This is a genomic window from Shewanella sp. Isolate11, assembly GCF_022398315.1.
Taxonomy (GTDB): Bacteria; Pseudomonadota; Gammaproteobacteria; order Enterobacterales; family Shewanellaceae; genus Shewanella.
Genome location: NZ_JAKEVF010000002.1, coordinates 341851 through 363977, shown reverse-complemented (window position 1 = coordinate 363977; position 22127 = coordinate 341851). Strand labels below are relative to the sequence as shown.

22 protein-coding genes and 1 tRNA gene are annotated in these 22127 nt (G+C 41.5%); 12 read left to right on the top strand and 11 right to left on the bottom strand.

The window, feature by feature from the left end:
* Positions 1–45: 45 nt before the first annotated feature.
* Positions 46–1482 (bottom strand): glyceraldehyde-3-phosphate dehydrogenase, encoded by a 1437-nt coding sequence (locus L1D21_RS06845; RefSeq protein ID WP_239844496.1) that lies wholly within the window; start codon positions 1480–1482, stop codon positions 46–48.
* Positions 1483–1683: 201 nt separating this feature from the next.
* Between L1D21_RS06845 and L1D21_RS06840 the strand changes: the two genes are divergently transcribed.
* Positions 1684–2523, top strand: a complete 840-nt coding sequence (locus L1D21_RS06840; protein ID WP_239844495.1) for a DUF2989 domain-containing protein — start codon at positions 1684–1686, stop codon at positions 2521–2523.
* 216 nt (positions 2524–2739) lie between these two features.
* Complete coding sequence (gene gap / locus L1D21_RS06835; RefSeq protein ID WP_239844494.1) at positions 2740–3750, top strand: type I glyceraldehyde-3-phosphate dehydrogenase; 1011 nt, start codon at positions 2740–2742, stop codon at positions 3748–3750.
* Between the two features lie 46 nt (positions 3751–3796).
* Here gap and L1D21_RS06830 read toward each other — a convergent pair whose 3' ends face one another.
* The 4 genes from L1D21_RS06830 to L1D21_RS06815 form a co-directional block, all read right to left on the bottom strand.
* A complete protein-coding gene (locus tag L1D21_RS06830; RefSeq protein ID WP_239844493.1) occupies positions 3797–4099 on the bottom strand; it encodes a hypothetical protein in 303 nt (100 codons plus the stop codon).
* A gap of 134 nt (positions 4100–4233) precedes the next feature.
* Positions 4234–4509, bottom strand: coding sequence for a hypothetical protein (locus L1D21_RS06825; protein ID WP_239844492.1), 276 nt, complete (start codon positions 4507–4509; stop codon positions 4234–4236).
* Between the two features lie 110 nt (positions 4510–4619).
* A complete protein-coding gene (locus L1D21_RS06820) occupies positions 4620–5951 on the bottom strand; it encodes an FAD-binding oxidoreductase (protein WP_239844491.1) in 1332 nt (443 codons plus the stop codon).
* Between the two features lie 36 nt (positions 5952–5987).
* Positions 5988–6548, bottom strand: coding sequence for a GNAT family N-acetyltransferase (locus L1D21_RS06815; RefSeq protein ID WP_239844490.1), 561 nt, complete (start codon positions 6546–6548; stop codon positions 5988–5990).
* 121 nt (positions 6549–6669) lie between these two features.
* On the opposite strand from L1D21_RS06815, the gene L1D21_RS06810 reads away from it, so the two are divergent.
* From L1D21_RS06810 to L1D21_RS06795, 4 genes are all read left to right on the top strand, one after another.
* Positions 6670–7647 carry a hypothetical protein gene (locus tag L1D21_RS06810; protein WP_239844489.1) on the top strand — a complete coding sequence of 326 codons (978 nt, stop codon included), beginning with the start codon at positions 6670–6672 and terminating at the stop codon, positions 7645–7647.
* A gap of 73 nt (positions 7648–7720) precedes the next feature.
* Positions 7721–8737, top strand: a complete 1017-nt coding sequence (locus L1D21_RS06805) for an ecdysteroid 22-kinase family protein (RefSeq protein WP_239844488.1) — start codon at positions 7721–7723, stop codon at positions 8735–8737.
* A 317-nt stretch (positions 8738–9054) separates the two neighbouring features.
* Positions 9055–10242: an efflux RND transporter periplasmic adaptor subunit gene (locus L1D21_RS06800; RefSeq protein WP_239844487.1), complete on the top strand. Its 1188-nt coding sequence runs from the start codon at positions 9055–9057 to the stop codon at positions 10240–10242.
* Positions 10243–10248: 6 nt separating this feature from the next.
* The gene (locus tag L1D21_RS06795; RefSeq protein ID WP_239844486.1) at positions 10249–13425 is read left to right on the top strand and encodes an efflux RND transporter permease subunit; all 3177 of its coding nucleotides are present in this window, start codon (positions 10249–10251) and stop codon (positions 13423–13425) included.
* 106 nt (positions 13426–13531) lie between these two features.
* On the opposite strand, the gene L1D21_RS06790 is transcribed toward L1D21_RS06795, so the two are convergent.
* Both L1D21_RS06790 and punC read right to left on the bottom strand, forming a co-directional pair.
* A tRNA-Ser gene (locus L1D21_RS06790) sits at positions 13532–13622 on the bottom strand.
* A gap of 90 nt (positions 13623–13712) precedes the next feature.
* A complete protein-coding gene (punC, locus tag L1D21_RS06785) occupies positions 13713–14981 on the bottom strand; it encodes a purine nucleoside transporter PunC (RefSeq protein ID WP_239844485.1) in 1269 nt (422 codons plus the stop codon).
* Between the two features lie 119 nt (positions 14982–15100).
* On the opposite strand from punC, the gene punR reads away from it, so the two are divergent.
* From punR to L1D21_RS06755, 6 genes are all read left to right on the top strand, one after another.
* Positions 15101–16003, top strand: coding sequence for a DNA-binding transcriptional activator PunR (punR, locus tag L1D21_RS06780; protein WP_239844484.1), 903 nt, complete (start codon positions 15101–15103; stop codon positions 16001–16003).
* Between the two features lie 159 nt (positions 16004–16162).
* Positions 16163–16822, top strand: a complete 660-nt coding sequence (locus L1D21_RS06775; protein WP_239844483.1) for a Bax inhibitor-1/YccA family protein — start codon at positions 16163–16165, stop codon at positions 16820–16822.
* A 157-nt stretch (positions 16823–16979) separates the two neighbouring features.
* A complete protein-coding gene (gene tusD, locus L1D21_RS06770) occupies positions 16980–17393 on the top strand; it encodes a sulfurtransferase complex subunit TusD (RefSeq protein WP_239844482.1) in 414 nt (137 codons plus the stop codon).
* Positions 17394–17402: 9 nt separating this feature from the next.
* Positions 17403–17759, top strand: a complete 357-nt coding sequence (gene tusC, locus L1D21_RS06765; RefSeq protein ID WP_239844481.1) for a sulfurtransferase complex subunit TusC — start codon at positions 17403–17405, stop codon at positions 17757–17759.
* Positions 17759–18040: a sulfurtransferase complex subunit TusB gene (tusB, locus tag L1D21_RS06760; protein ID WP_239844480.1), complete on the top strand. Its 282-nt coding sequence runs from the start codon at positions 17759–17761 to the stop codon at positions 18038–18040. The genes tusC and tusB overlap by 1 nt, the downstream gene beginning before the upstream one ends.
* Positions 18034–18372 (top strand): TusE/DsrC/DsvC family sulfur relay protein, encoded by a 339-nt coding sequence (locus L1D21_RS06755; protein ID WP_239844928.1) that lies wholly within the window; start codon positions 18034–18036, stop codon positions 18370–18372. Before tusB ends, L1D21_RS06755 begins: the two co-directional genes overlap by 7 nt.
* A 113-nt stretch (positions 18373–18485) precedes the next feature.
* Here L1D21_RS06755 and serS read toward each other — a convergent pair whose 3' ends face one another.
* Genes serS through lolA form a run of 4 tightly spaced genes read right to left on the bottom strand, consistent with a single transcriptional unit; the run spans position 18486 to position 22124 of the window.
* The gene (gene serS / locus L1D21_RS06750; protein WP_239844479.1) at positions 18486–19772 is read right to left on the bottom strand and encodes a serine--tRNA ligase; all 1287 of its coding nucleotides are present in this window, start codon (positions 19770–19772) and stop codon (positions 18486–18488) included.
* Positions 19773–19790: 18 nt separating this feature from the next.
* On the bottom strand, positions 19791–20165 hold the full coding sequence (crcB, locus tag L1D21_RS06745; protein ID WP_239844478.1) for a fluoride efflux transporter CrcB: 375 nt from the start codon (positions 20163–20165) through the stop codon (positions 19791–19793).
* Complete coding sequence (locus L1D21_RS06740; protein ID WP_239844477.1) at positions 20158–21489, bottom strand: replication-associated recombination protein A; 1332 nt, start codon at positions 21487–21489, stop codon at positions 20158–20160. The genes crcB and L1D21_RS06740 overlap by 8 nt, the downstream gene beginning before the upstream one ends.
* Positions 21490–21497: 8 nt before the next feature.
* Positions 21498–22124: an outer membrane lipoprotein chaperone LolA gene (gene lolA / locus L1D21_RS06735; protein WP_239844476.1), complete on the bottom strand. Its 627-nt coding sequence runs from the start codon at positions 22122–22124 to the stop codon at positions 21498–21500.
* Positions 22125–22127 lie beyond the last annotated feature (3 nt).

Below are 22127 nucleotides of genomic sequence, written 5' to 3'. Positions count from 1 at the left end.
AAAACGCCTTGGCGAATTACCAAGGCATTTGGGGGATAATAAAACTTAAGCCGCTGGCAAAGATTGGTAATTTAGTCCCAGCATTTTCTGCATTACACCAACCACTTGGCAGCTATAACCAAACTCGTTGTCATACCATACATAAATAATAGTACGGTTACCTTCTGCAATCGTTGCTTGTGAATCAACTACACCGGCATAACGAGAGCCAACAAGATCTGAAGACACAATCTCAGTAGATTCAGTGAAATCAACTTGGTTTTGTAGCTCAGAACACAGTGCAACGTTACGAAGATACTCATTCATATCTTCTTTATTGGTTTCACCATTAAGGTTCAAGCTAATGATTGCCATAGACACGTTAGGTGTAGGTACGCGAATTGCGTTACCGGTTAATTTACCCGAAAGCACAGGTAAGGCTTTGGCGACAGCTTTTGCTGCTCCCGTTTCAGTGATCACCATGTTGAGTGGTGCACTACGTCCACGACGGTCAGCTTTATGGTAGTTATCAATCAGGTTTTGATCATTAGTATAAGAGTGGATGGTTTCAACATGGCCATTAACGATGCCGTATTTATCATTCACTGCTTTTAGTACTGGAGTGATGGCATTGGTGGTACAGCTTGCAGCCGACACAATAGTATCTTCAGCTAAGATGTCTGATTCATTCACACCGTAAACGATATTCTTAATTGCGCCTTTAGCCGGAGCCGTCAGCAATACCTTAGTTGCGCCTTTTGATTTAAGGTGTAATCCTAAGCCTGCTTCATCTTTCCAGATACCTGTGTTATCGACCACCAAAGCATCATTAATACCATATTGGGTGTAATCCACTTCATCAGGAGAGTTAGCATAAATCACCTGAATATAAGTACCATTAGCAATAATGGCATTATTTTCTTCATCAACTTCAACAGACCCATTAAACGGACCGTGTACTGAATCGCGACGTAATAAGCTGGCGCGTTTTTCTAAGTCACCCTTACGACCACCGCGTAATACGATTGCACGTAAACATAACTTGTTACTGACGCCGGTACGCTCTATAAGAAGACGTGCCAATAAACGTCCGATACGGCCAAAACCATACAACACAACGTCACGAGCTTGTTGATTATCTTCATGGTCAATAGCAGAAGCTAATTGCTCTGCCATATAACTTTCAACTTCACTCGCATCGTTATGGTTGCGCCAATAGTTTATCGCTAACTTGCCGATATCTACTTTACATTGCTTAACAGCAAGTTTGCTCAAAGCCTCTACAAAAGGAAAACTTTCACGTAGTCTAAGTTTATAACCCACATGGCGACGAACTAGACGATGTGATTTAATGATTTCGATAGTTGATGCGTTAAGAAGTGGCTTACCGTATAGAACAACTTCTACACCTTGGTTACGGTAAAGTTTACCGAGTAGAGGCTGCATTGCCTCAGCCATTTCGAAACGTTCTTGCCAACTTTGTAGGTGTTTATCAGCGGTCATTTACAGAATCCTTTATCTCACTTTAACTACTTAATAGGTAGAAATGATTGAGTAACCATAAGAAAAGACCAATAATCAGTATTGTATTTAGGTCGCTGTTATTGGTCGGCGCCATTGTAATGAAATCTGGCGTTACAATCTAGTAAGATATTTTCTCTAAACGTGTAATTTAATTAGAAAAAATCGAAGAGGAAGCGAGATTTGAAAGCTAATTTTGTAATGATTACACCATTATTGATTATTTTACCGATTTTGGGGCTAATTGGCTGTGATAAAGCCGAGAATACCGCCGCAATATGTAAAAAAAATCCTGAGCTTTGTGTCGATTTACACCGCGATAGCTGGTGTAAAATTGAAAAAGATGACCTAATTAAGCAACGCTACCTCATTAAGCAACAGTCCACTTCTGCAGGAAAACCAGTTTATCAATTACTGCTCAACCTCGAAGATTACAATAAGTGTGTTGAACTTGCCTCTGGGGTTCAGCATATTCTACATCCGGAGCGCACTAATGATCGAACCCGAGCCTATGGTCTTAGCTCACAAACTCTTGCAGAGTTAAGGGAGTCTACTAAAGATAATCAAGACCCCTACCTCTCTTTCTACCATTGGACTCGACTGGGAGACCAACAAGCCCAACAGCGAGTGATTCATCAACAGCAGCAAGGCAAGATAACCGACCCTCTGATCTTGGCACAGCTAGCGGCCTATTATCAGAAATTTGATATTGAGAAAGCCAAGTCAATTTATCTGTCTTTATTGGAAACCGCCACACCTGAGCAGTTCGATCCCAACTGGCTACTCGGCTTAGCTTCTATTTATCAGCAACAACAGGATTTTGAAAAAACCTTTCTTTATTCAAAAGCTAATTTACTGATGACTAATAACACCGCATCAGAGCAAGGAATGAGTCAATTAATCCAGGGGGATAAACAACTCGAAAGCTTTCTCACTAAACAAGCAAATCAGCTGGTGGAACATCTTAATACTGGGGATTACGGTTCCAGTCAATTAAGACTTCAACTACATCCCTCTTCTTAAATTGATCGGCTATGCTTAATCGCTTATGAGTAAGATTAACTGTTTGCTAATAGTATTTTTTTTACAAAAAAGTAAGTGTTTTTAGGCGTCGTTAGGCTCTAATTTCGCCAGACAGCAAAGTTATAGGGCTAAAAAGCCGATATTACTTGACGGTAGCTGTCAATTTGGTAATTTTACTACCAGATTTCTTTTATATAATTACCTGAGGGATATGAGATGACTATCCGCGTTGCAATTAACGGTTATGGCCGTATCGGTAGAAACGTACTTCGCGCACTTTATGAAAGCGAAAAAGATTATCCAATTCAAATCGTCGCGCTTAACGATTTAGGCGATGCATCTATTAACGCCCATCTAACTAAGTATGACTCTGTTCATGGCCGTTTTAATGCTAAAGTAGAGCATGATGAAGAAGCTATCTACGTCAATGAAGATAAGATCTTGACCTTCTCTGAGCGTGATCCAGCTAAACTCCCTTGGGCTGAACTGAATATCGATGTGGTATTCGAGTGTACTGGTATTTTTACTTCTAAAGAAGCGGTACAACCACATTTGTCAGCCGGTGCGAAGAAAGTCATTATCTCTGCGCCAGCGAAGAACGTTGACGCGACAGTCGTATACGGAGTTAACAATAATGAAATTACAGCCGACATGACTGTGATTTCTAATGCATCTTGCACTACCAACTGCTTAGCACCATTCGCTAAGCCTTTAAACGATGAAATTGGTATTGAGTCAGGTTTAATGACCACGATTCATGCATACACCAATGATCAACGTTTATCGGATGTTTATCATACAGACCTACGCCGTGCTCGCGCTGCGGCAATGTCGATGATCCCAACTAAAACAGGTGCGGCAGCTGCAGTTGGCCTAGTGGTTCCTGAACTAGCGGGTAAATTTGACGGTATGGCAGTTCGTGTACCAACGGTTAATGTTTCATTGGTCGATCTTTCATTTATCGCTTCTCGTGATACTACAGTTGAAGAGATCAATGCCATTGTTGAAAAAGCTGCAAGCCTGGCACCAATGAGCGAAGTGTTATCGATTAACAAAGAGCCTTTGGTTTCAATTGACTTCAACCACAACCCCTTCTCTTCTAACTTCGACGCAACGCAAACACGCGTTAATGGTCGCTTAGTTAAAGTGATGGCTTGGTATGATAATGAATGGGGCTTCAGCAATCGTATGCTTGATAACGCGGTAGCTTTGATGTCTGCGAAGTAATTTGCAATGTCATTTAAAAAGGAGCCTAAGGCTCCTTTTTTTGTATTTAATGTCTATTAATCACTTCATCAATTTGAAGAATATGTTGACCTATATAAGCCAGTAAAATCTTCTTTTCAGCTTTAGAAACCTCTGCAAGTAAAATATCTTTATACAGCTCAAGACTATGATGTTTGTGTATTAGCCAAGTTCTATGGGGGATCTTTTGCAAACCGTTATGCCTAACCAACAATAGCTCTCTAATTTTGGATATTTCTAAAGCAATTGAATACTTTAACTGTTGTGCAAGAGTTTGCTGAGACAAAATCGAACAAGATTGCAATCGCCTATCCTCTTGAGATGATTGCATAAGACTGACCTGTACCATGTAACCTCTACTGAATAACAATTAATCGAGTGCAATGGTACGAAAGTCATACTGAAAGTAGGCTTAAATTCTATAAAGTGTTGATGGTTTTTTGTCTAGTTTTTGATCCAGATCGTTTAATAACGTTTAATACGAACGACTTTCATCACTTCGATATCGAAGCCTGCAATAGTTTCAGTTTCAGGATAGTAGGTTAGATTGACTTTTTGGCCCTGCAAGCTGCGGTACTTTTTAGAACGTTTAAATTTAAATGGAGCATCGCAACCTTCTATCGTCACCGTATGTTGTACCCATTCCTCTATTTCACGCTGCGTATGAGACAGGATTTTAACACCTTCTGAATGAACCAATTTCTGGTGTTTATCGAGCATTTTATCAACAACATGTTTCATAGCTTTGCCTTAGAACGAGTGCGTTTCATTACCTTAGAAAGTAGGAGAGTCAAAAATTATAGAACATTGACACGGTTTTGCTCTTAGCCTTGATGATAACAAAATTAGCTTTAAAAGTAGCGATCCTTCAACCAAGCATATTGATAATAGGCTGATTGAACCAAACGGCGGTATTTTGCGTAAGGAAATTTAGGTGCGGCTTCTTGATATAAAGGTAAATTAGGTACGGCTTCACCTGCAATCCGCTGGGCTAATCTAAATGCCGCTTGAGCCGCAAAAGCTACCCCACTGCCACAATAACCAATACTGTAACTGGCACCATTTTGACTAAACACGTGTGGCATGTCGTCCAACGCAGCCGCTATCCAGCCCGTCCAATTATATTCTATGGAACAATCTTCAAGTATCGGAAAACAATCACATAATGCCTGCTTTAAGCGCTTGGCATAAATTGGATTATCGGCCTCGCTACCAGTTATTGCCCCACGGCCACCAAATAACAAGCGATTATCAGGTAATAAACGGTAATAATATTTAAGTAGGCGTGTATCCATGATCACTTGATGTGTTTTAAGGCCAGTGGCTAACAATTGCGATTCGGTCAAAGGCTCAGTTACGATGACATTGCTTAAGATAGGAAGATAGCGATTATCGATAAGTGAATTAATTTGTTTAGGGGTATAAGCATTACCAGCACACAGAACCTGTTTAGCAAACACTTCGCCCTCTTCTGTCTGTAATATGTGACCATTTGGCTGAGTTTGCCAGTTTTGAACACAACTGGACTCGAAAAGGGTTACCCCACTAGACATGGCTATGGCTTTATAACCAAGCAATAATTTTAATGGATTGACCCCAAACCCCTCTGTCAGACGCAGTGCACCAAAGGCTTGATGATTTTGCATATATTGCTGTTGCAAATCTTGTTGTGATAACAGCTGGGCATCGTCTCCTAAATGAGTCGCTATATATTCAGCCGCTGTGATTAACTTAGTGAATGCCGCTCGATTATGAGCCACCTTGATATAACCGTTCGCTTGCTTGTCACAATCAATATGATGTTGCTTGATTAAATGCTCTACTCTGTGTACTGCAGCAGTGTATTCTCGATAAATTCCTTTGGTTACCTCTAAGCCCCATTTTGCACTCATTTGCGGATAACTTAAGCGTCCAGATCCCTTTAAAACAAAGCCCGCATTACGGCCACTGGCACCAAAGCCCACTTGATTGGCTTCGATAATACAGCAATCGATTTCAAACTCAGTGGCAAGATAATATGCGGTTAGTATCCCAGTGTAGCCACCTCCAATAATTGCGACATCAAACTGTTTTCTACCTGTCAATTTCGCCAGTGGCGTAGGCTGACTAACGCTATTAGCCCAATAACTATTTGGCCAAGCTTGATGGCTAGGTGATGAAGATATCAGTGGGTCATAGTGCATTTTGCTCACTTATATAGAAGAATGGTTATCTACGAATTAAAAAAGCAGCAGCATTTCCCAAGCGGTACATTGGCAATCTTTGCCGCACAATACACAAATATAATCGGGGTGATCTGGATTATTATTCCAGCGATGAGCATGAGCTTTAATTAGTTTCCCACCCGCTTTTGAAAAGTAACCTACGGCTGCATTATCGGGACTTTGTTTCCATAAATGGCTAATGCCTCCCACCGCACCTTGTAATCGTGTAGCGTTAATAGATGCCTGTAATAACGCCTTGCCAATACCTTTACCACGATGTTGTTCAGCGACCGTATTACATTTGAAATAACATAACTTGCCAGCATCTACAGGCCACAATTCTGGTGAGCACCATTTGTCTACCTGCCATGATTGAGGAGCATAAGTTAATCTAAAGCCGATCACTTGATTATCAAGCAATGCGATAAAATTAGCATTCACATCTGCTTTATAGCCCTTTGCTGCAATTTCAGACATCATGGCATTATCTAAATAACCTTCTCCATGGACTAAATTTCCAAGATGAATAACCTGATTAAAATAGGCTTCGGTTAAAGGGGCAATTTGTATAGGCATAACAGGCTGAATTGATACTCTATATACTGGAAATAAACACTAATGTAACATGGTTAAGCTTGTGTTTGCATGAAGCATTTTAACGATGTTCACTGATTAAGGGATTACTGTGCAGCTCAGATTGCCACAATTAACAACCGACAATATGTTAAAACGGCTTGCTATTAAGGCAATGTCATTATTCTCACCGATTAAACGTGTGTGGAGAAACTGTTCCATCCCTCAACGTTTTTATCTGCTCGCCATCATAGTGCTATTCGCAAATGAATCTTTAGGGCTTGTGGCAATTATTACAACCATCGCCCTCACCTTAGAGTTTTGGCCGTTATTTACCCGAGTGTGGCATTCTTTAGCAGGTAAAGCCTTGTTATTGTTGTTTTACGCCATTATTGCCAATTTCGCATTGGCAATGTCCGGAAGTATCGTCAATGAAATCGTGGGTGTCCCAGCAAGTCATTTTACTTATACCCATAACTTTGCCATCTTGCTGTTTTTACCCGCCTGGTTTGTAGTGATCAGCGCAATAGGCTTACTCATAGCACAAATCATTGTGCCCTTTTATTTTGTTACTTTATTAATGTTACGGCCTTTAGGCATTACAGGTTGGCGCTTAACTAGACATGCCCATTATCGTTTTATCACCATGTTGATCCGCTTCATTCTGTCAGCAATATTGTTATATAACGCTCTTATGTTGCTTGATAATTTTGAAGAAAAGTTAGAAAAGACCTTAGCAGTTGAAGTCAAAAACACACCTTCTACTAAAGCTAAAGCCGATACAGGACCTGAAATCAAAAATGTCACATCCGAAGAGCCAGATATAAGCGATATCAATACAAAAAAGGTCGATAATACCGTCACTGATGAAATGTACTATGCAGAAATACGAGATAGTTACAAAGCTAAAGTAAGACAACTTATTGCACAGTTTGCATTCAATTTAGAAGCAGATACACGCTCTCGTTGTGAAAAGCTGCCAAATTCAGCAGTAGTAGAACTTAATGATTACGAAATATTAGAGATCATTCCCGACGATACTGCGCAATACCATTACCGTTTTGAAACCAAAAAATGTATATCGCCAGCATTTCCTAGATAGTGTTACCCTATTCAGTCACGAATATTACTATTTGTTTATGGCAGTAATTAGCCCGTATTCTGTAGGTACTGAAGTGGACGTTTCAAATTTTTTGATTACAAGATTACAGGCGACTAAAGCAATAAAAATCGAAACAATACAGTCGTTATGGAGTGGTTATGGTGAAATTGCTCGCTATAAATTAATAACGGATGGCAAAGAAGAACAAGTTATCGTTAAAAATATTCAACCTCCATCGCAAGTTGAACATCCCTATCAATGGAATAATGAACACTCACACCAACGCAAGATGCATTCTTACCATGTCGAGGCTACTTGGTATAAAAACTGGGCTCATCTGTGTAGCGTAGAAACACCACTGCCAAACTATCTTGCGAGTAAATTCGATGAAGCGACCGGACAAAGCATAATGGTGTTGAGCGATCTTAATGTTCAAGGGTTTCCTCACCGTCGAGAGCAATTGTCACTCGATGAATGTAAAGCTGTGATCTCATGGTTAGCTCATTTTCATGGCCAATTTATTACTAAAGACCCGCAATCTAATTGGTGTGATGATCTTTGGCCAATGGGTTGTTACTGGCATTTAGCCACACGAACAGATGAATTCGAAGCTATGCCCGATAATGAACTAAAACACCAAGCTGCTGCTATCGATACACTATTAAATCAATGTCAATTTCAAACCTTGGTTCATGGTGATGCTAAAGTAGCCAATTTTTGTTTTTCAGATGATTTCAAAAACAGAGGTGTTGCTGCAGTTGATTTTCAGTATGTTGGTGCAGGAGTTGGCGTTAAAGATCTTATCTATCTGTTAGGTAGTTGTCTCAGTGTCGATGAATGTGAAACCCACTATGACATCCTCACTGAGTTCTATTTTCAACAACTTATATCAGCTGTTAAAACGAAACTCACTAAGGATGATACACTCAGTTTAGTGACTCAATGGCGACAATTGTTGGTCTTTGCTTGGGCCGATTTCGAACGTTTTTTACAAGGATGGGCCCCAAAGCATCATAAGCGAAACCGCTTCAGTGAAACCATGACCAATCAGGCTTTAGCTGAGCTTAAATCGAATAACAATCTTGATTAAGATTTTTACCCTAGGCTAATAATACAGGCTAAACTTGAATTAAGAGAGTAGTAGATATACGCAACTGGGTGCGTACCCAAAATTGCTTTATGGCTTTTTACGCGGCATCACTGCTCTCTTTCCCATCTATTACCCATCTGTTTTTAATCTTCTACATGAACAAATATCGCGTATTAATTACATACCTTTTTACATTATTACACTTTAACAATTATCATTTTACGTTAACATTCATATCCTAATAGTAGGCATAATTATATGCGCGATTAATATTTCATTATTTTATATAGACTTAGCTCCTAAAAGAGGACTTCTTTGTGGCTACAAAAAAACAAATTATCTTACCTTTAGCCATCCTTGCTGTCGGAATTGGTGGTTACGCCGCATTTGCGGCAATGAAAAAACCACCACAAGAGAAACCCGTTGTCGATAATACCCCTGTTGTTGCTATCGAAATAGTTGATAAAAACCCTATGATTTTTAACGTTAACTCATACGGTATTGTTAATGCTAAATATGAGACCGAATTGGTTTCACAAATTAAAGGCGAAATCACTTATCTTTCTGATACTTTTGTTAAAGGTGGATTTGTTAAAAAGGGCCAAATTCTCGCAAAAATCGATCCCAGTGATTACGAAGCGGCATTAATCGATGCAGAAGCTGCTCTAGCTTCTGCGAAAGCTGCGCTGGTTCAAGAAAAAGCCTATGGCAAAGTAGCTGAAGAAGAATGGAAGCGCATTGAAAATGGCGTGCCTACTGATTTGAGTTTGCGTAAACCACAACTTGCTCAAGAAAAAGCTAAGTTAGATTCATCTGAAGCTGGTGTAAAACGTGCCAAGCGAGATCTTGAACGTACCGTTATCAGAGCGCCATACGATGCTCTTATTGATGGTAGAAACATTGGCTTAGGATCTTACGTCACCGCAGGAACTAAAATTGGGCACTTATTAAGTACTGAAAAAGCAGAAATCCGCCTTCCACTCGCGGATAAAGATATTCGTTATCTCAATAAAAATGGTATCGATGCCAATGTCACCATTACCGCTAATTATGCCGGAGAGCCTTATGACTGGCATGGCAAAGTGGTACGTAGTGAAGGTGTTGTTGATGAAAAAAGTCGCATGACTTACTTAGTTGCAGAAATTACCGATCCTTATGGATTAAAAACAGATATCAACCAATTACGTTACGGCAGTTATGTCACAGCAAGTATTCAAGGTAAAGCGACTCAAGATGTTACGACCTTGGCCCGTCACCTTATTGTTGGTGGAAAAGTGGCGATTCTGGATGATGACAATAAGCTCAAATATCAAGCTGTTGATGTAGTCCGTGAGCAAGGTACTCGAGTTGTCATCGGCTCAGGACTCGATGACGGCATGCGTGTTATTACATCTGCACTTGATTACCCTATTGAAGGGATGAAACTCGCCTTACCAGGACAAAAACATCAGCCTGTTGATAGCATAGATAATATTGCTGAAACTCAATTGGCAGTTAAGGAGTAATCAGCCGTGTCAGATACTAACAAAGGCATGATTGCTTGGTTTGCTCGTAACAGTGTCGCGGCGAACCTATTGATGATTATTATCATCATAGGTGGCTTACTGACCGCTAATACTATACGTAAGCAATTTTTCCCCCAAGTTGAGATTAACTGGATCGAATTTAGCGCCTTCTATCCCGGTGCAGCGCCGCAAGAAGTTGAAGAAGGGATCACGATTAAAATCGAAGAAGCCTTAGAAAGCGTCCAAGGTTTAAAACGAGTTATCACCTACTCTAACCGTAACTCAGCCACGGGTTGGTTCAGGATTGAAGATTCATATGATCCTCAAATGGTGCTTGAAGAGGTGAAATCTGCCATCGACTCCATTTCGAGCTTTCCCGATGGCATGGAAAGACCCAAGGTAGAGCGGATCAAACTCCGCCAAGAAGTATTTTATATCAGCCTTTATGGCGATATGGCGCCAAAACAACTGAAAGAACTTGGCGAGAAAATCCATGATGAGCTAATGCAATTACCTTTAGTCAATATCACCGAATTTTACGGTGGTTTAGGCTATGAAATTGCCATCGAAGTCAGTAAAGATAAGCTGCGTCAGTACAATCTTACCTTTAATGATATTGCCAGTGCTGTACGTGGTTATTCACGCAATATGTCTGCAGGGCAAATCAAAGCCGAAAACGGTTACATTAACCTAAGGGTACAAAATCAGGCTTATGTGGGTTATGAGTTTGAAAACTTACCCTTGGTTACCCTAGAAGATGGAACCAACCTTAAACTCGGTGATGTGGCCACGGTTATCGATGGTTTTGAAGATGGGATTCAATACTCCAAGTTTAATGGCAAAAACTCTGTCACTTTCTTCGTGGGTGCTTCAAACGATCAAAGCATTACCGACGTCGCCAAAGTGGTGAATAATTACGTTGAGCAAAAACAAGCCAGCTTGCCCCAAGGGATCAAATTAGATACTTGGGTCGACATGACTTATTACCTCGAAGGCCGTTTGCAATTGATGCTTGATAGCATGAAAAGTGGTGCGGTATTGGTTTTCTTAATGCTGGCGCTGTTTTTGCGGGTTCGATTGGCATTTTGGGTGATGATGGGACTGCCGGTTTGTTTCCTAGGTACCCTGCTATTTATGCCTATGGCGATGATTGATGTCACCATTAATGTTATCAGCTTATTTGCCTTTATCTTGGTGCTTGGGATCGTGGTAGATGATGCCATTGTCATGGGGGAAAGCGCACACAGTGAGTGTGAAGAGAAAGGGCAAACCATAGATAACGTCATTCGTGGTGTTAAAAAAGTGGCTATGCCTGCAACCTTTGGTGTATTAACTACCATAGCGGCATTCTTACCCATCACTATGGATGAAGGCCCCTCTTCCGCTTTCGGTCAATCCATTGGTTATGTGGTTATCCTATGTCTGCTGTTCTCCTTGGTAGAATCTAAGCTTATTTTGCCTGCGCATTTAGCGCACATGAAAGCCAAAACTATAGTTAAGCCAGGTTCTAAAAAGCCTTTAGATATACTCCGACGTGCGGTTAACTATCTACAGGGTAAAGTCGATGACGGCTTGCAGTACATCATTAAGGATCTTTATCACCCAACGTTAAAACAAGCGGTTAAGTATCGTTATGCTGTGATCATGTTATTTATCAGTTTTATTCTACTCTGCGCTGGTCTGTATGCCGGCGGGATCATCCGCTTTATCGGTCAACCGAAGATCCCCCATGATTTTCCGCGTGTAAAAGTTGAGATGAACATCGATGCATCTGAAAATGCCACCCTATCCGCAGCTTTAGCAATTCAAAAAGCACTCTACGATGTCGATAAGCAGATTGAGCAAGATTATGGCCAGGGAATGATTTCCGATATGCAGGTCGATCTTGAAGGTCGTACTCGTGCCAATATCATGACCAAGCTAGTTGATCCCGAAATCAGACCCATGGACACTTTTGCCTTAGCCGAACTGTGGCGTCAGGCAATGCCAACCATTCCAGGAGTTAAGTCTTTTACGATTCAGGACAATCTGTTTGGTGGGGGTCGCGATGATGGTGACATCAGCTTTAGACTCGAAGGTAAAGATGAACAACAGTTGGTAGCAGCATCTCGCGAACTAAAAGCTAAACTCAATAGCTTACAAGGTGTGGGTGATGTCAACGACAGCAGGCAATCCAGTGCTAAAGAGGTGCAGTTCCAGCTTAAACCTTTAGCCAATAGCGTGGGGTTAACCTTAGCCGATATCGCTAGCCAAGTGAGTGCCAGTTTTTATGGTATGGAGGCTCAACGTATTTTACGTAACGGCGAAGAGATTAAAGTGATGTTGCGCTATCCAGAAGTCCAGCGTAATTCAATCAATCAAGTTAATGATGTAATGTTGTTGACACCAGCCGGAGGCGAAATCCCCCTCTCTGAAGTTGCCGAGATTGAAATTACCCAAGGTGTTAATGGTATTCGACGTGAAAATGGTAACAGAACCATCAATGTCTGGGGCTCTGTTGATGCTGAACAAGCCGAACCATTTAAGCTTGCTCAGGATATTCGAGATAACTTTATCCCTGAATTATTGAAAAAATATCCTCGGGTAAAAAGCGAAGTTTCCGGCAGTATCCAAGAGCAGATGGACAGTGCTAACACTCAGATGCGCGATTTTATTATCTCGCTATTGGTGATTTATAGCTTATTGGCTATTCCGCTTAAATCTTATGTGCAACCACTGATGATTATGTCGGTCATTCCATTTGGTGTTATCGGCTCAGTGTTAGGCCATCTGATGATTGGCATCGATTTAAGTGCTTTATCGTTATTTGGCATCATCGCTGCTGCAGGTGTGGTGGTAAACGACTCTTTGGTGATGGTCGACTATATCAATATCGCAAGAAGCAAAGGCGTGCCGATGCGACAAGCTGTGATTAATGCGGGTTGCCGTCGATTTAGAGCCATCTTGTTGACCTCATTAACAACCTTTATCGGTCTAGTGCCCATAATGACTGAAACCAGTATGCAGGCGCAGATGGTGATTCCGATGGCCGTATCTTTGGCTTTTGGTGTCTTGTTTGCCACCGTAGTGACACTGGGGTTAATTCCTTGTCTTTACGTTGTCATCGAAGATATTAAGGCATTTTTCAATCGTAAAACTGCAGAACAAGCAGAGTTACAAAATGAAGCTTTAGAGTCTCATTAATATCGTCAACATTTGAAAAACGCCGCTAGAATTGCGGCGTTTTTTATATCAATTATTAAACTTCAGATAGCAAAAAGCCCACTGAAATCAGTGGGCTTTTTTAATGTGGCGGAGAGATAGGGATTTGAACCCTAGACGGGCTATAAACCCGTGCCGGTTTTCAAGACCGGTGCATTCGACCACTCTGCCATCTCTCCGAACGCCGCGAATAATATAGCCCCTCGCTGACTATGTAAAGTAAAAATTCGATCAAATGTGTCGTCGGCTTAACTAATCGACAATCTGTGTTATTTTGTACCGCCATCGTCACAATGAATACTGATCCGAGCAGGATCAGGTTGTTGCAGATGTATTTTCGCGCTGTTCCAATCAGATAGTTTTCTCACCCTTGTAGCAACCAAAACAATGACAGCACAAATTAGCATGGCAATAGATATGGTTGCTTTACCTCCAAGAGCCCAAAACGCCACAATTGATGACGCGCCAAAGGCCATAGATATTTGAATAAAATTCTGTAACCCCGCCGCTTTAGCCGATGCCTGCTTAAAAACCTGTAACGCACTATTCACGACTATGGGGTAACAAGCGCCATTAGCAGCGGCTAAAATTGAAAAGAGGATCAGCATTGGCCAAATGGTTTCACTACCCAGTATTAAAGTACTCGTAGCAATCGCAGCTATACACAAACTAAACACTGATAGTATCAAGGTTAAGCTTTGCTCTACTCCCCGTTGTTTAATCCATATTTTGCTAAAATATCCGCCAAGAATGAACATTATCGTCTGTGGAATGAAGCTCAATCCAATCTGTGTTGATTCATAACCGTGTTGCTGCATCACAATTGGCCATAATGTCAGATAAGAAAAAAATGCGGCTGAACAACCACCAAAAATAACCACATTGCCCATGTATTGTGGATTTTTCAGCATAGTGAAGTAGGAAACTTGATTGGGTTTTGTATTCACATCTGTATGATTATTGCTCGCTTTGATTGCAGGTTTAGGTTCAACCCATAAATATGTGACAATAATTAACATTCCGGCTAATAATGTCAGCACCGCAAAAATAGTTTGCCAATCACTGTGTTCCAACAGGTAAGCCCCTAAGATTGGCGCTAATGCAGGAGATAGCGCTACCAATGGCATGATGTTGCTAAACACTTTTTGAGCCGATTTAGCATCATATTTATCAATCACAATCGCCTGCCAAATGACCGAAGCACTACATGCACCTATGGCCTGAAAAAATCGCCCTACATTAAACATCACAATATTATCGCTTAGTGCTACGATAAAACTGGCCACAGCAAACATGCTTAAACCGAATATCAAGCTGTTACGCTTGCCCCAGCACAGAACCAAAGGCCCATAAAGTAATTGCCCTATCGCTAATCCAGCTAAGAAATAGGTTAAGGTGCTGGCCACATTTGCCGACGTTGTATCTAAAGATATTTCAATTGCTTTGAAAGCTGGTAAATACATATCAGTTGCAATAAATCCCAGCATACTCAATAAAGCCAAATAGCCTAAGAAGGCTAAGCTAGCGCTTTTATTCATAATTTTTAAATCCGTTCATAAGAAACCTCAAAGGCGCTAAGTCTAGAGACTTGCCAAAACCTTGTGAAACGGTTAATTTTGCTTACAGCCTTCAAAAATTCTCACAGCAGAGGTTTGACATGCTTTCAGAACAATCCATGCAGCTTATAGATATGGTCGCTCGAGTGGGCAGTTTTACCGCTGCCGCAAACCAACTACATAAGGTACCTTCGGCCGTCAGTTACGCGGTTAAACAAGTTGAAGAAGAGCTCGGTGTTACCTTATTTGAACGTCATCATCGCAGTGTCAGTTTAACCCCCGCAGGCGAGCACTTTGTTAAACAGATCCGTCAATTACTGTCAAACCTGGCCGAGTTAAAAGATGATACCAAACGCGTTGCCAATGGTTGGCAACCCACACTTTCAATAGCATTAGATAATATTGTCAGAGCAGATAAATTGAGTAATTTAATCGCCGATTTTTATCGTCATTTTGATAATGTCGAGTTGATTATTCGTATTGAAGTTTTCAATGGCGTTTGGGAAGCCATTTCGACTGGCCGCAGCGATATTGCTATTGGCGCTACAACCGCTATTCCTGTCGGTGGTGATTACCGTTTTAGAGATATGGGGGATATAGAATGGAGCTTCCTTGTCGCTAAGCATCATCCTTTAGCTAATATAGAACACCCATTAACCGATGCGGAATTAGCCATTTACCCCGCGATCTGTCTTGAAGATACTTCTAGAGAGATCCCCAAACGTGTCACTTGGCTGTTAGAGAATCAACGTCGACTCGTCGTGCCTGATTGGATAAGAGCAATAAATTGTTATCGTGAAGGTCTTGGCATCGGCTATATGCCAAAACATTTTGCAACAGCTTTTGTGCAATCAGGCGCTCTGGTCGAAAAACAACTCGCTTTACCTAAAGCTCCAAGCCCTTGTTGCTTGGCATGGAATGATGCAAACAAGTCTCCCGCGATGACATGGGTATTGGATTATTTAGGAGACACTGAGAAGTTACAGCGAGATTGGTTTAACTAAAACGATGGGAAACCATGGTTATGCTTTCACCTCAGCCCGTGCTCAGGTATGATTTATCAATACGTTAGCCCTTAGGTTAAACTGTTTTCATCTCATGGAACTGATGAGTAAGTTTATACTCAAATAGTTAATGGTTATTAAAAGTCACTGGAGACTAAGATGACACAACAAACCCTGTATACCACTCACACTTCCACACAGGAAGTGAATAAATTACTCAAGAATACATACATGCTGTTGTCTATGACACTGGCTTTCTCTGCCTTGTGTGCTGGATTAGCAATGGCACTGCAAATCGGTCCTATGCTTTCATTAGGACTTTCTATCGGCGGCTTAGTGTTACTGTTTGTGACCTTACGTAAAGCTGATACCGCTGCAGGACTATTTTGGGTATTTGCCTTCACCGGTATGGAAGGTGCGTCTCTTGGTTATATGCTTAACCACTACGCGGGGATGGCAAATGGCCCACAGTTAATCATGCAGGCGCTTGGCTTAACAGCTGTAGTTTTTGTTACCCTTTCAGGCTATGCATTAACGACTAAGAAAGATTTCTCTTTCATGCGCGGATTCCTGATCGCAGGTCTGGTTATCGCTATCGTTGCTGCAATCGCCAATATCTTTATCGGTAGCGGTACCGTGTTTATGGCACTTAATGCAGGTATTGCATTATTAATGACAGGCTTCATTTTGTACGATMCCAGCCGTATCGTTAACGGCGGAGAAACCAACTATATTCGCGCTACGATTTCGCTTTATCTTGATTTCTTAAACCTGTTTATTGCTATTTTGCATCTTATGGGTGTAGGTGGAGACGATTAATTAGTCACCATTAAGTTCGTTAAAATTCATTTTTTAACGGGTTAACTTCAGGTTTAGGCATTTGCCATTAGATTTGAGGTATTTATACAAACTACGCTAAAATAGCTCCCATCCTAGGGAGCTATTTTTTTGCCCCGAATCTGACACAGTGATCTCCATGAGCAAGCCAATAACTGAGCCAAATAAAAAATTCGTCATTCAGGTGAACCGCCCTGCTTACGGGTACAGTAATAGCTATCAAGCACTGACCTTTGCTAAAGCGGTGTTGGCTCAAGGACATCAAATATTGTGTATCTTTTTCTATCAAGATGGCGTGTTAACGACCAATAACCTTAATAGCCCTGCTTCTGATGAATATGACTTAACCCAAGCCTGGGCCGACTTTGGAATACAAAACCAAGTTCCATTAGTTAATTGTGTCTCCGCAGCGCTCAGGCGTGGTGTAATATCTGAAGTTGAAGCCCATGAAAATCAGCAAAATCATTGGAACTTAGGTGCGCCTTTTAGCATGGGTGGTTTAGGTGAGCTGGTTACTACAACAGAACAAGCTGATCGCGTCGTCTGTTTCTAAGAGGTTGATGTGAAGAAGATTACCATTATTTTTAGACATGCTCCTCACGGCAACGCATCGAGTCGTGAAGGATTAGACTTAGCACTCTTGAGTGCCAGTTTTGAGCAAGAAATAAGTCTCGTATTTGCCGATGATGGCGTACTGAATCTGCTCAAAGAGCAACAGCCTAGTCTGATTGGTGGTCGCGACTTTATCTCTACATTTAAGGCGTTACCCTTGTACGATATTGACAATACCTATGCCTGTAAGCAATCCATGAATGAGCGTGGTATAAGCGAAAGTCAGAGTTTAATCGACGTAGAATTACTTGAACTCGATGAAATTAAACAACAATTAACTCAAGCAGATGAGGTGTTTGTTTACTAATGATCTTACATCTCATCCAAGACTCACCGAGTCACAATGCAGCCTTGAAATGTTGCCTACGTTACGCCTCAGCAAACGACAGCATTATTCTAACTGGTGACGCGATAACGGCGATGCTGATGCTGGATTGGCAACAGCAATGCCACGACATAAATCTAATGCTGATTAAAGATGAAGTGATTGCGCGCGGGTTAACTGAGCAGCTTAAGCATTATCCTCAAATTTCTCAGTCAGAGTTTGTCGAACAAACTCTTCTACACTCTAAGGTTATTAGCTGGTGAATTACATTCAATACAAATCAAGCCAAATTGAAACCGATCCTCAAGGCTATTTAAAACATGTTTCAGATTGGAATGAAGAGATCGCTGTCATCATCGCCGAGGCAGAAAATATCACCTTAACTGAAGCTCATTGGGAAGTGATTAACTTTGTTAGAAATTTTTATTTAGAATTTAATACTAGCCCGGCAATCCGTGTTCTAGTTAAAGCCATAGGACAGGCGCTCGGTCCAGAGAAAGGCAATTCCAAATACCTGTATACCCTTTTCCCTGTTGGCCCTGCTAAACAGGCAACTAAAATTGCCGGCCTGCCAAAACCCGCTAAATGTATCTAGCCAAATATCATCTGTATAAGTGACTGGTTAAATAGATTTTTGAAACAAAAAGCCTAGCATTCGCTAGGCTCTTTTGTCTCAATCAAGTGTAAACTTGAACACTCAGATATGAATTAGCCAATCTGAGTTAGGCCGCCCATATAAGGACGCAATACTTCTGGTACGGTAATGCTACCATCGGCATTTTGATAGTTTTCAAGTACCGCAACTAGCGTACGACCAACAGCTAAACCTGAACCATTTAAAGTATGAAGCAAGGCCGGTTTTTTCGCCGATTTAGCCTTGTAACGTGCTTGCATACGACGAGCCTGGAAATCTTGCATGTTGCTGCAAGAAGAGATCTCACGGTAGGTATTTTGCGCAGGTAACCACACTTCAATATCAAATGTTTTCGCCGCACCAAATCCCATGTCACCAGTACAAAGTACAACGGTACGATATGGTAAGCCTAATTTTTGCAGTACGGCTTCAGCATTTTGGGTTAAGCCTTCCAATGCAGCCATTGAGTCTTCAGGCTTAACTAACTGTACTAACTCAACCTTATCAAATTGATGTTGACGGATAAGACCGCGGGTATCACGACCGTAAGAGCCCGCTTCACTTCGGAAACAAGCAGTATGGGCAGTAAACTTCAATGGCAACTCATCTTCGTCGACAATGCTGTCACGTACTAAGTTGGTTAATGGTACTTCTGCAGTTGGGATCAAACTAAGACCTTGTCCCTCTTCAGTGGCAGGCTTAGTGTGAAATAGATCTTCACCAAATTTAGGCAATTGACCAGTGCCTAGTAAGCTATCTTCATTGACCAACAAAGGCACATAGGCTTCGGTATAGCCATGTTCAGTGGTGTGCAAATCCAACATAAACTGTGCTAAAGCACGGTGCATGCGGGCAATTTGTCCCTTCATAACGATAAAGCGAGAACCAGTGATTTTAACGGCATTTTTAAAATCTAAACCACTGAGTTGTTCGCCCAAATCCACATGATCTTTGACTTCGAAGTCGAACTGCTTAGGCTCGCCCCAGCAACGGATCTCAACGTTATCATTTTCATCGGCGCCTATCGGTGCAGATTCATCTGGCAGATTAGGAACACTCATGGCGATAGCGTTTAGCTCATCTAATAACGTAGCTAATTCCGCTTTTTTAGTGTCAAGTTCTGCACCTAAATTACCGACCTGAGCCATAATAGGCGCTACGTCTTCGCCTTTTGCTTTTGCTTGGCCAATTGACTTTGAGATCGCATTTCGTGAAGCTTGTAATTCTTCTGTCGCGACTTGTAATGATTTACGCTTATCTTCTAATTGGCTCAAACGGCCGACATCCAAGATAAAGCCGCGGGTAGCTAAACGCTCGGCTGTCGCTTCTAATTCAGTTCGTAAAAATTTGGGATCTAACATGATTTAGTTTCTTTATAGTTAAATGCGAGAAAAAACCAACTGCTGTCCTAAGTAGACCATGAAAAGACATAGACTCAAGTTCAGAGCGATATTCATTAATGCTTTCAACCACTGACCTTGCTGCATTAACAACAAGGTTTCATTGGAAAAGGTTGAAAATGTGGTGAGAGCCCCTAACAGACCTACTCCCACTAAAGCTTTTATTTCTGGACTGACATTACTAACTTGACCCAGCGCATAAATAACGCCCATCAAGAAAGAGCCAAGGGTATTGACGACAAGTGTACCAAAAGGAAATGCCGAGCCAAATAGCTGAATCATCATAATTGAAATAAGATAACGAAAAACGGCGCCGATAGAACCTCCAAGCGCAACAAATAACAAATTATTCATATCGTTTTATCTCGCTATCCTTATCCATTTGAGCAAGCAGCTCTAATTTTGCTTTGATCCTTTTTTCAAACCCATGTTCTGTCGGATAATAAAAACGTTCACCCGCTAATGCTTCTGGGAAATAACATTCACCACTGGCATATGATTGAGGTTCATCATGGGCATAACGATAACCTTCGCCATAACCGATCTCAGCCATTAACTTAGTTGGCGCATTACGTAGATGATTCGGTACTGGCTCTTGACCAGTCTCACGGGCCAATGTGCGTGCAGCTTTGAAAGCGCTATAAACCGCATTACTTTTGGGAGCACTGGCGAGATAAACAATCGCTTGGGCTATTGCTCTTTCACCTTCTGAAGGACCGACCCGATGAAAGCAGTCCCATGCATTGAGTGCGACAGTCATTGCAACCGGATCGGCATTCCCTATATCTTCTGATGCAATAGCCAGTAAACGTCTGGCGATATACAAAGGATCGCAGCCCCCTTCTAACATTCGACAAAACCAGTACAAGGCAGCGTCGGGCGACGAGCCACGAATGGATTTATGAACCGCAGAGATGAGATCGTAATATTGATCGCCATTCTTATCGAAACCAGCAAGCTGCTGCCCAGCAACATCAATCAATAACTGCTCGGTAAAGCTGTCACCATCATTGAGCATATCACTCATTAATTCGATGAGGTTTAACGCTTTACGGGCATCTCCTTCGCAAACCTCGGCAAGTTTTACTGCCACTGTTTGCGGGAAGTTCAATTGACGCTTACCTAAGCCTCTAACTTCATCTGCGACCGCTTGCTGCACAATAGCAATAATATCATCAGCGTCTAAACGTTTAATAAGATAAACACGAGCTCGTGATAGCAAAGCATTGTTAATTTCAAAAGAAGGGTTTTCTGTGGTGGCACCAATGAAAATCACCGTGCCGTCTTCAATAAAAGGCAAGAAAGCATCTTGCTGACTCTTATTAAAGCGATGCACTTCGTCGACAAATAACAAGGTACGCTGCCCACGTGATTGCGCCACATTTTTAGCATGCTCAATTGCAGCACGGATCTCTTTCACTCCTGAAGTCACCGCAGAAATACGCTCAACATGGGCATTAGTATATTTAGCAATGATTTCGGCTAAAGTCGTTTTACCTGTACCTGGCGGCCCCCACAACATCATAGAATGTGCTCGCCCCGCTTCTAAGGCACTTCGAAGTGGCTTACCTTCATCAAGAAGATGACTCTGTCCGATATATTGCTCTAAGGTTTCAGGGCGCATTCGCGCTGCAAGTGGACGAAAATCAGGGGAAAAATCAAAACTGAGTGTCGACACAGTATTGCCTAATTCATCGCTTTTAAGCGTTGATCGTCGATATCAACACCTTCAGGAACGGTAAACTGGAATAATTGAGTGTCATCTTTATCCAAGCTGCTTTGTTGACTCAAAGAAAACTCACTGATATTGCCTTGTTGATCTTCAAGCTTCATGCTGCTGAGCTGTTTCTGATTAAAACAAACTTCGACGTTTGGCACTCCTGCACCGATTTCTTTAGCAGTGATCTGATAACAATGCCCTGTTAGATTCACATCATAATTTGCCCAAGTTTGTTCATCACGATGTACCAGCAGTGCAATGGGCGAAGCGGATATTGCCTGATTAAAGTCCATAACAGACACTTCTTCTGCAAACGGATTATAAATCCAAACATCAGTGCCATCGGCGACAATCAGTGACTCATCTGGTTGTGTCAGGTGCCAGTAAAATTTATTCGGCACGGCCAAAGCAAAGTTGCCACTGCCCTGTTGAATAGTTTTACCGTTAATGTCGGTAACGGTTTGTTGGAAATTCGCTTTCAATCCATCAATGTTAACGAGTGTCTGTTTAAGTGACAGAGCATCATCAGCTAATACAGACAATGAACAAAACATCGGCAGCGTAAATGCCAATAATGAGATACGTTTTAACATCTA

Bases quoted from the DNA above. Each gene is read 5' to 3' on its own strand.
- L1D21_RS06845 (WP_239844496.1), bottom strand. From the start codon at position 1,482: ATGACCGCTGATAAACACCTACAAAGTTGGCAAGAACGTTTCGAAATG.
- gap (WP_239844494.1), top strand. From the start codon at position 2,740: ATGACTATCCGCGTTGCAATTAACGGTTATGGCCGTATCGGTAGAAAC.
- L1D21_RS06830 (WP_239844493.1), bottom strand. From the start codon at position 4,099: ATGCAATCATCTCAAGAGGATAGGCGATTGCAATCTTGTTCGATTTTG.
- L1D21_RS06825 (WP_239844492.1), bottom strand. From the start codon at position 4,509: ATGAAACATGTTGTTGATAAAATGCTCGATAAACACCAGAAATTGGTT.
- L1D21_RS06820 (WP_239844491.1), bottom strand. From the start codon at position 5,951: ATGCACTATGACCCACTGATATCTTCATCACCTAGCCATCAAGCTTGG.
- L1D21_RS06815 (WP_239844490.1), bottom strand. From the start codon at position 6,548: ATGCCTATACAAATTGCCCCTTTAACCGAAGCCTATTTTAATCAGGTT.
- punC (WP_239844485.1), bottom strand. From the start codon at position 14,981: ATGAATAAAAGCGCTAGCTTAGCCTTCTTAGGCTATTTGGCTTTATTG.
- punR (WP_239844484.1), top strand. From the start codon at position 15,101: ATGCTTTCAGAACAATCCATGCAGCTTATAGATATGGTCGCTCGAGTG.
- tusD (WP_239844482.1), top strand. From the start codon at position 16,980: ATGAGCAAGCCAATAACTGAGCCAAATAAAAAATTCGTCATTCAGGTG.
- tusB (WP_239844480.1), top strand. From the start codon at position 17,759: ATGATCTTACATCTCATCCAAGACTCACCGAGTCACAATGCAGCCTTG.
- serS (WP_239844479.1), bottom strand. From the start codon at position 19,772: ATGTTAGATCCCAAATTTTTACGAACTGAATTAGAAGCGACAGCCGAG.
- crcB (WP_239844478.1), bottom strand. From the start codon at position 20,165: ATGAATAATTTGTTATTTGTTGCGCTTGGAGGTTCTATCGGCGCCGTT.
- lolA (WP_239844476.1), bottom strand. From the start codon at position 22,124: ATGTTAAAACGTATCTCATTATTGGCATTTACGCTGCCGATGTTTTGT.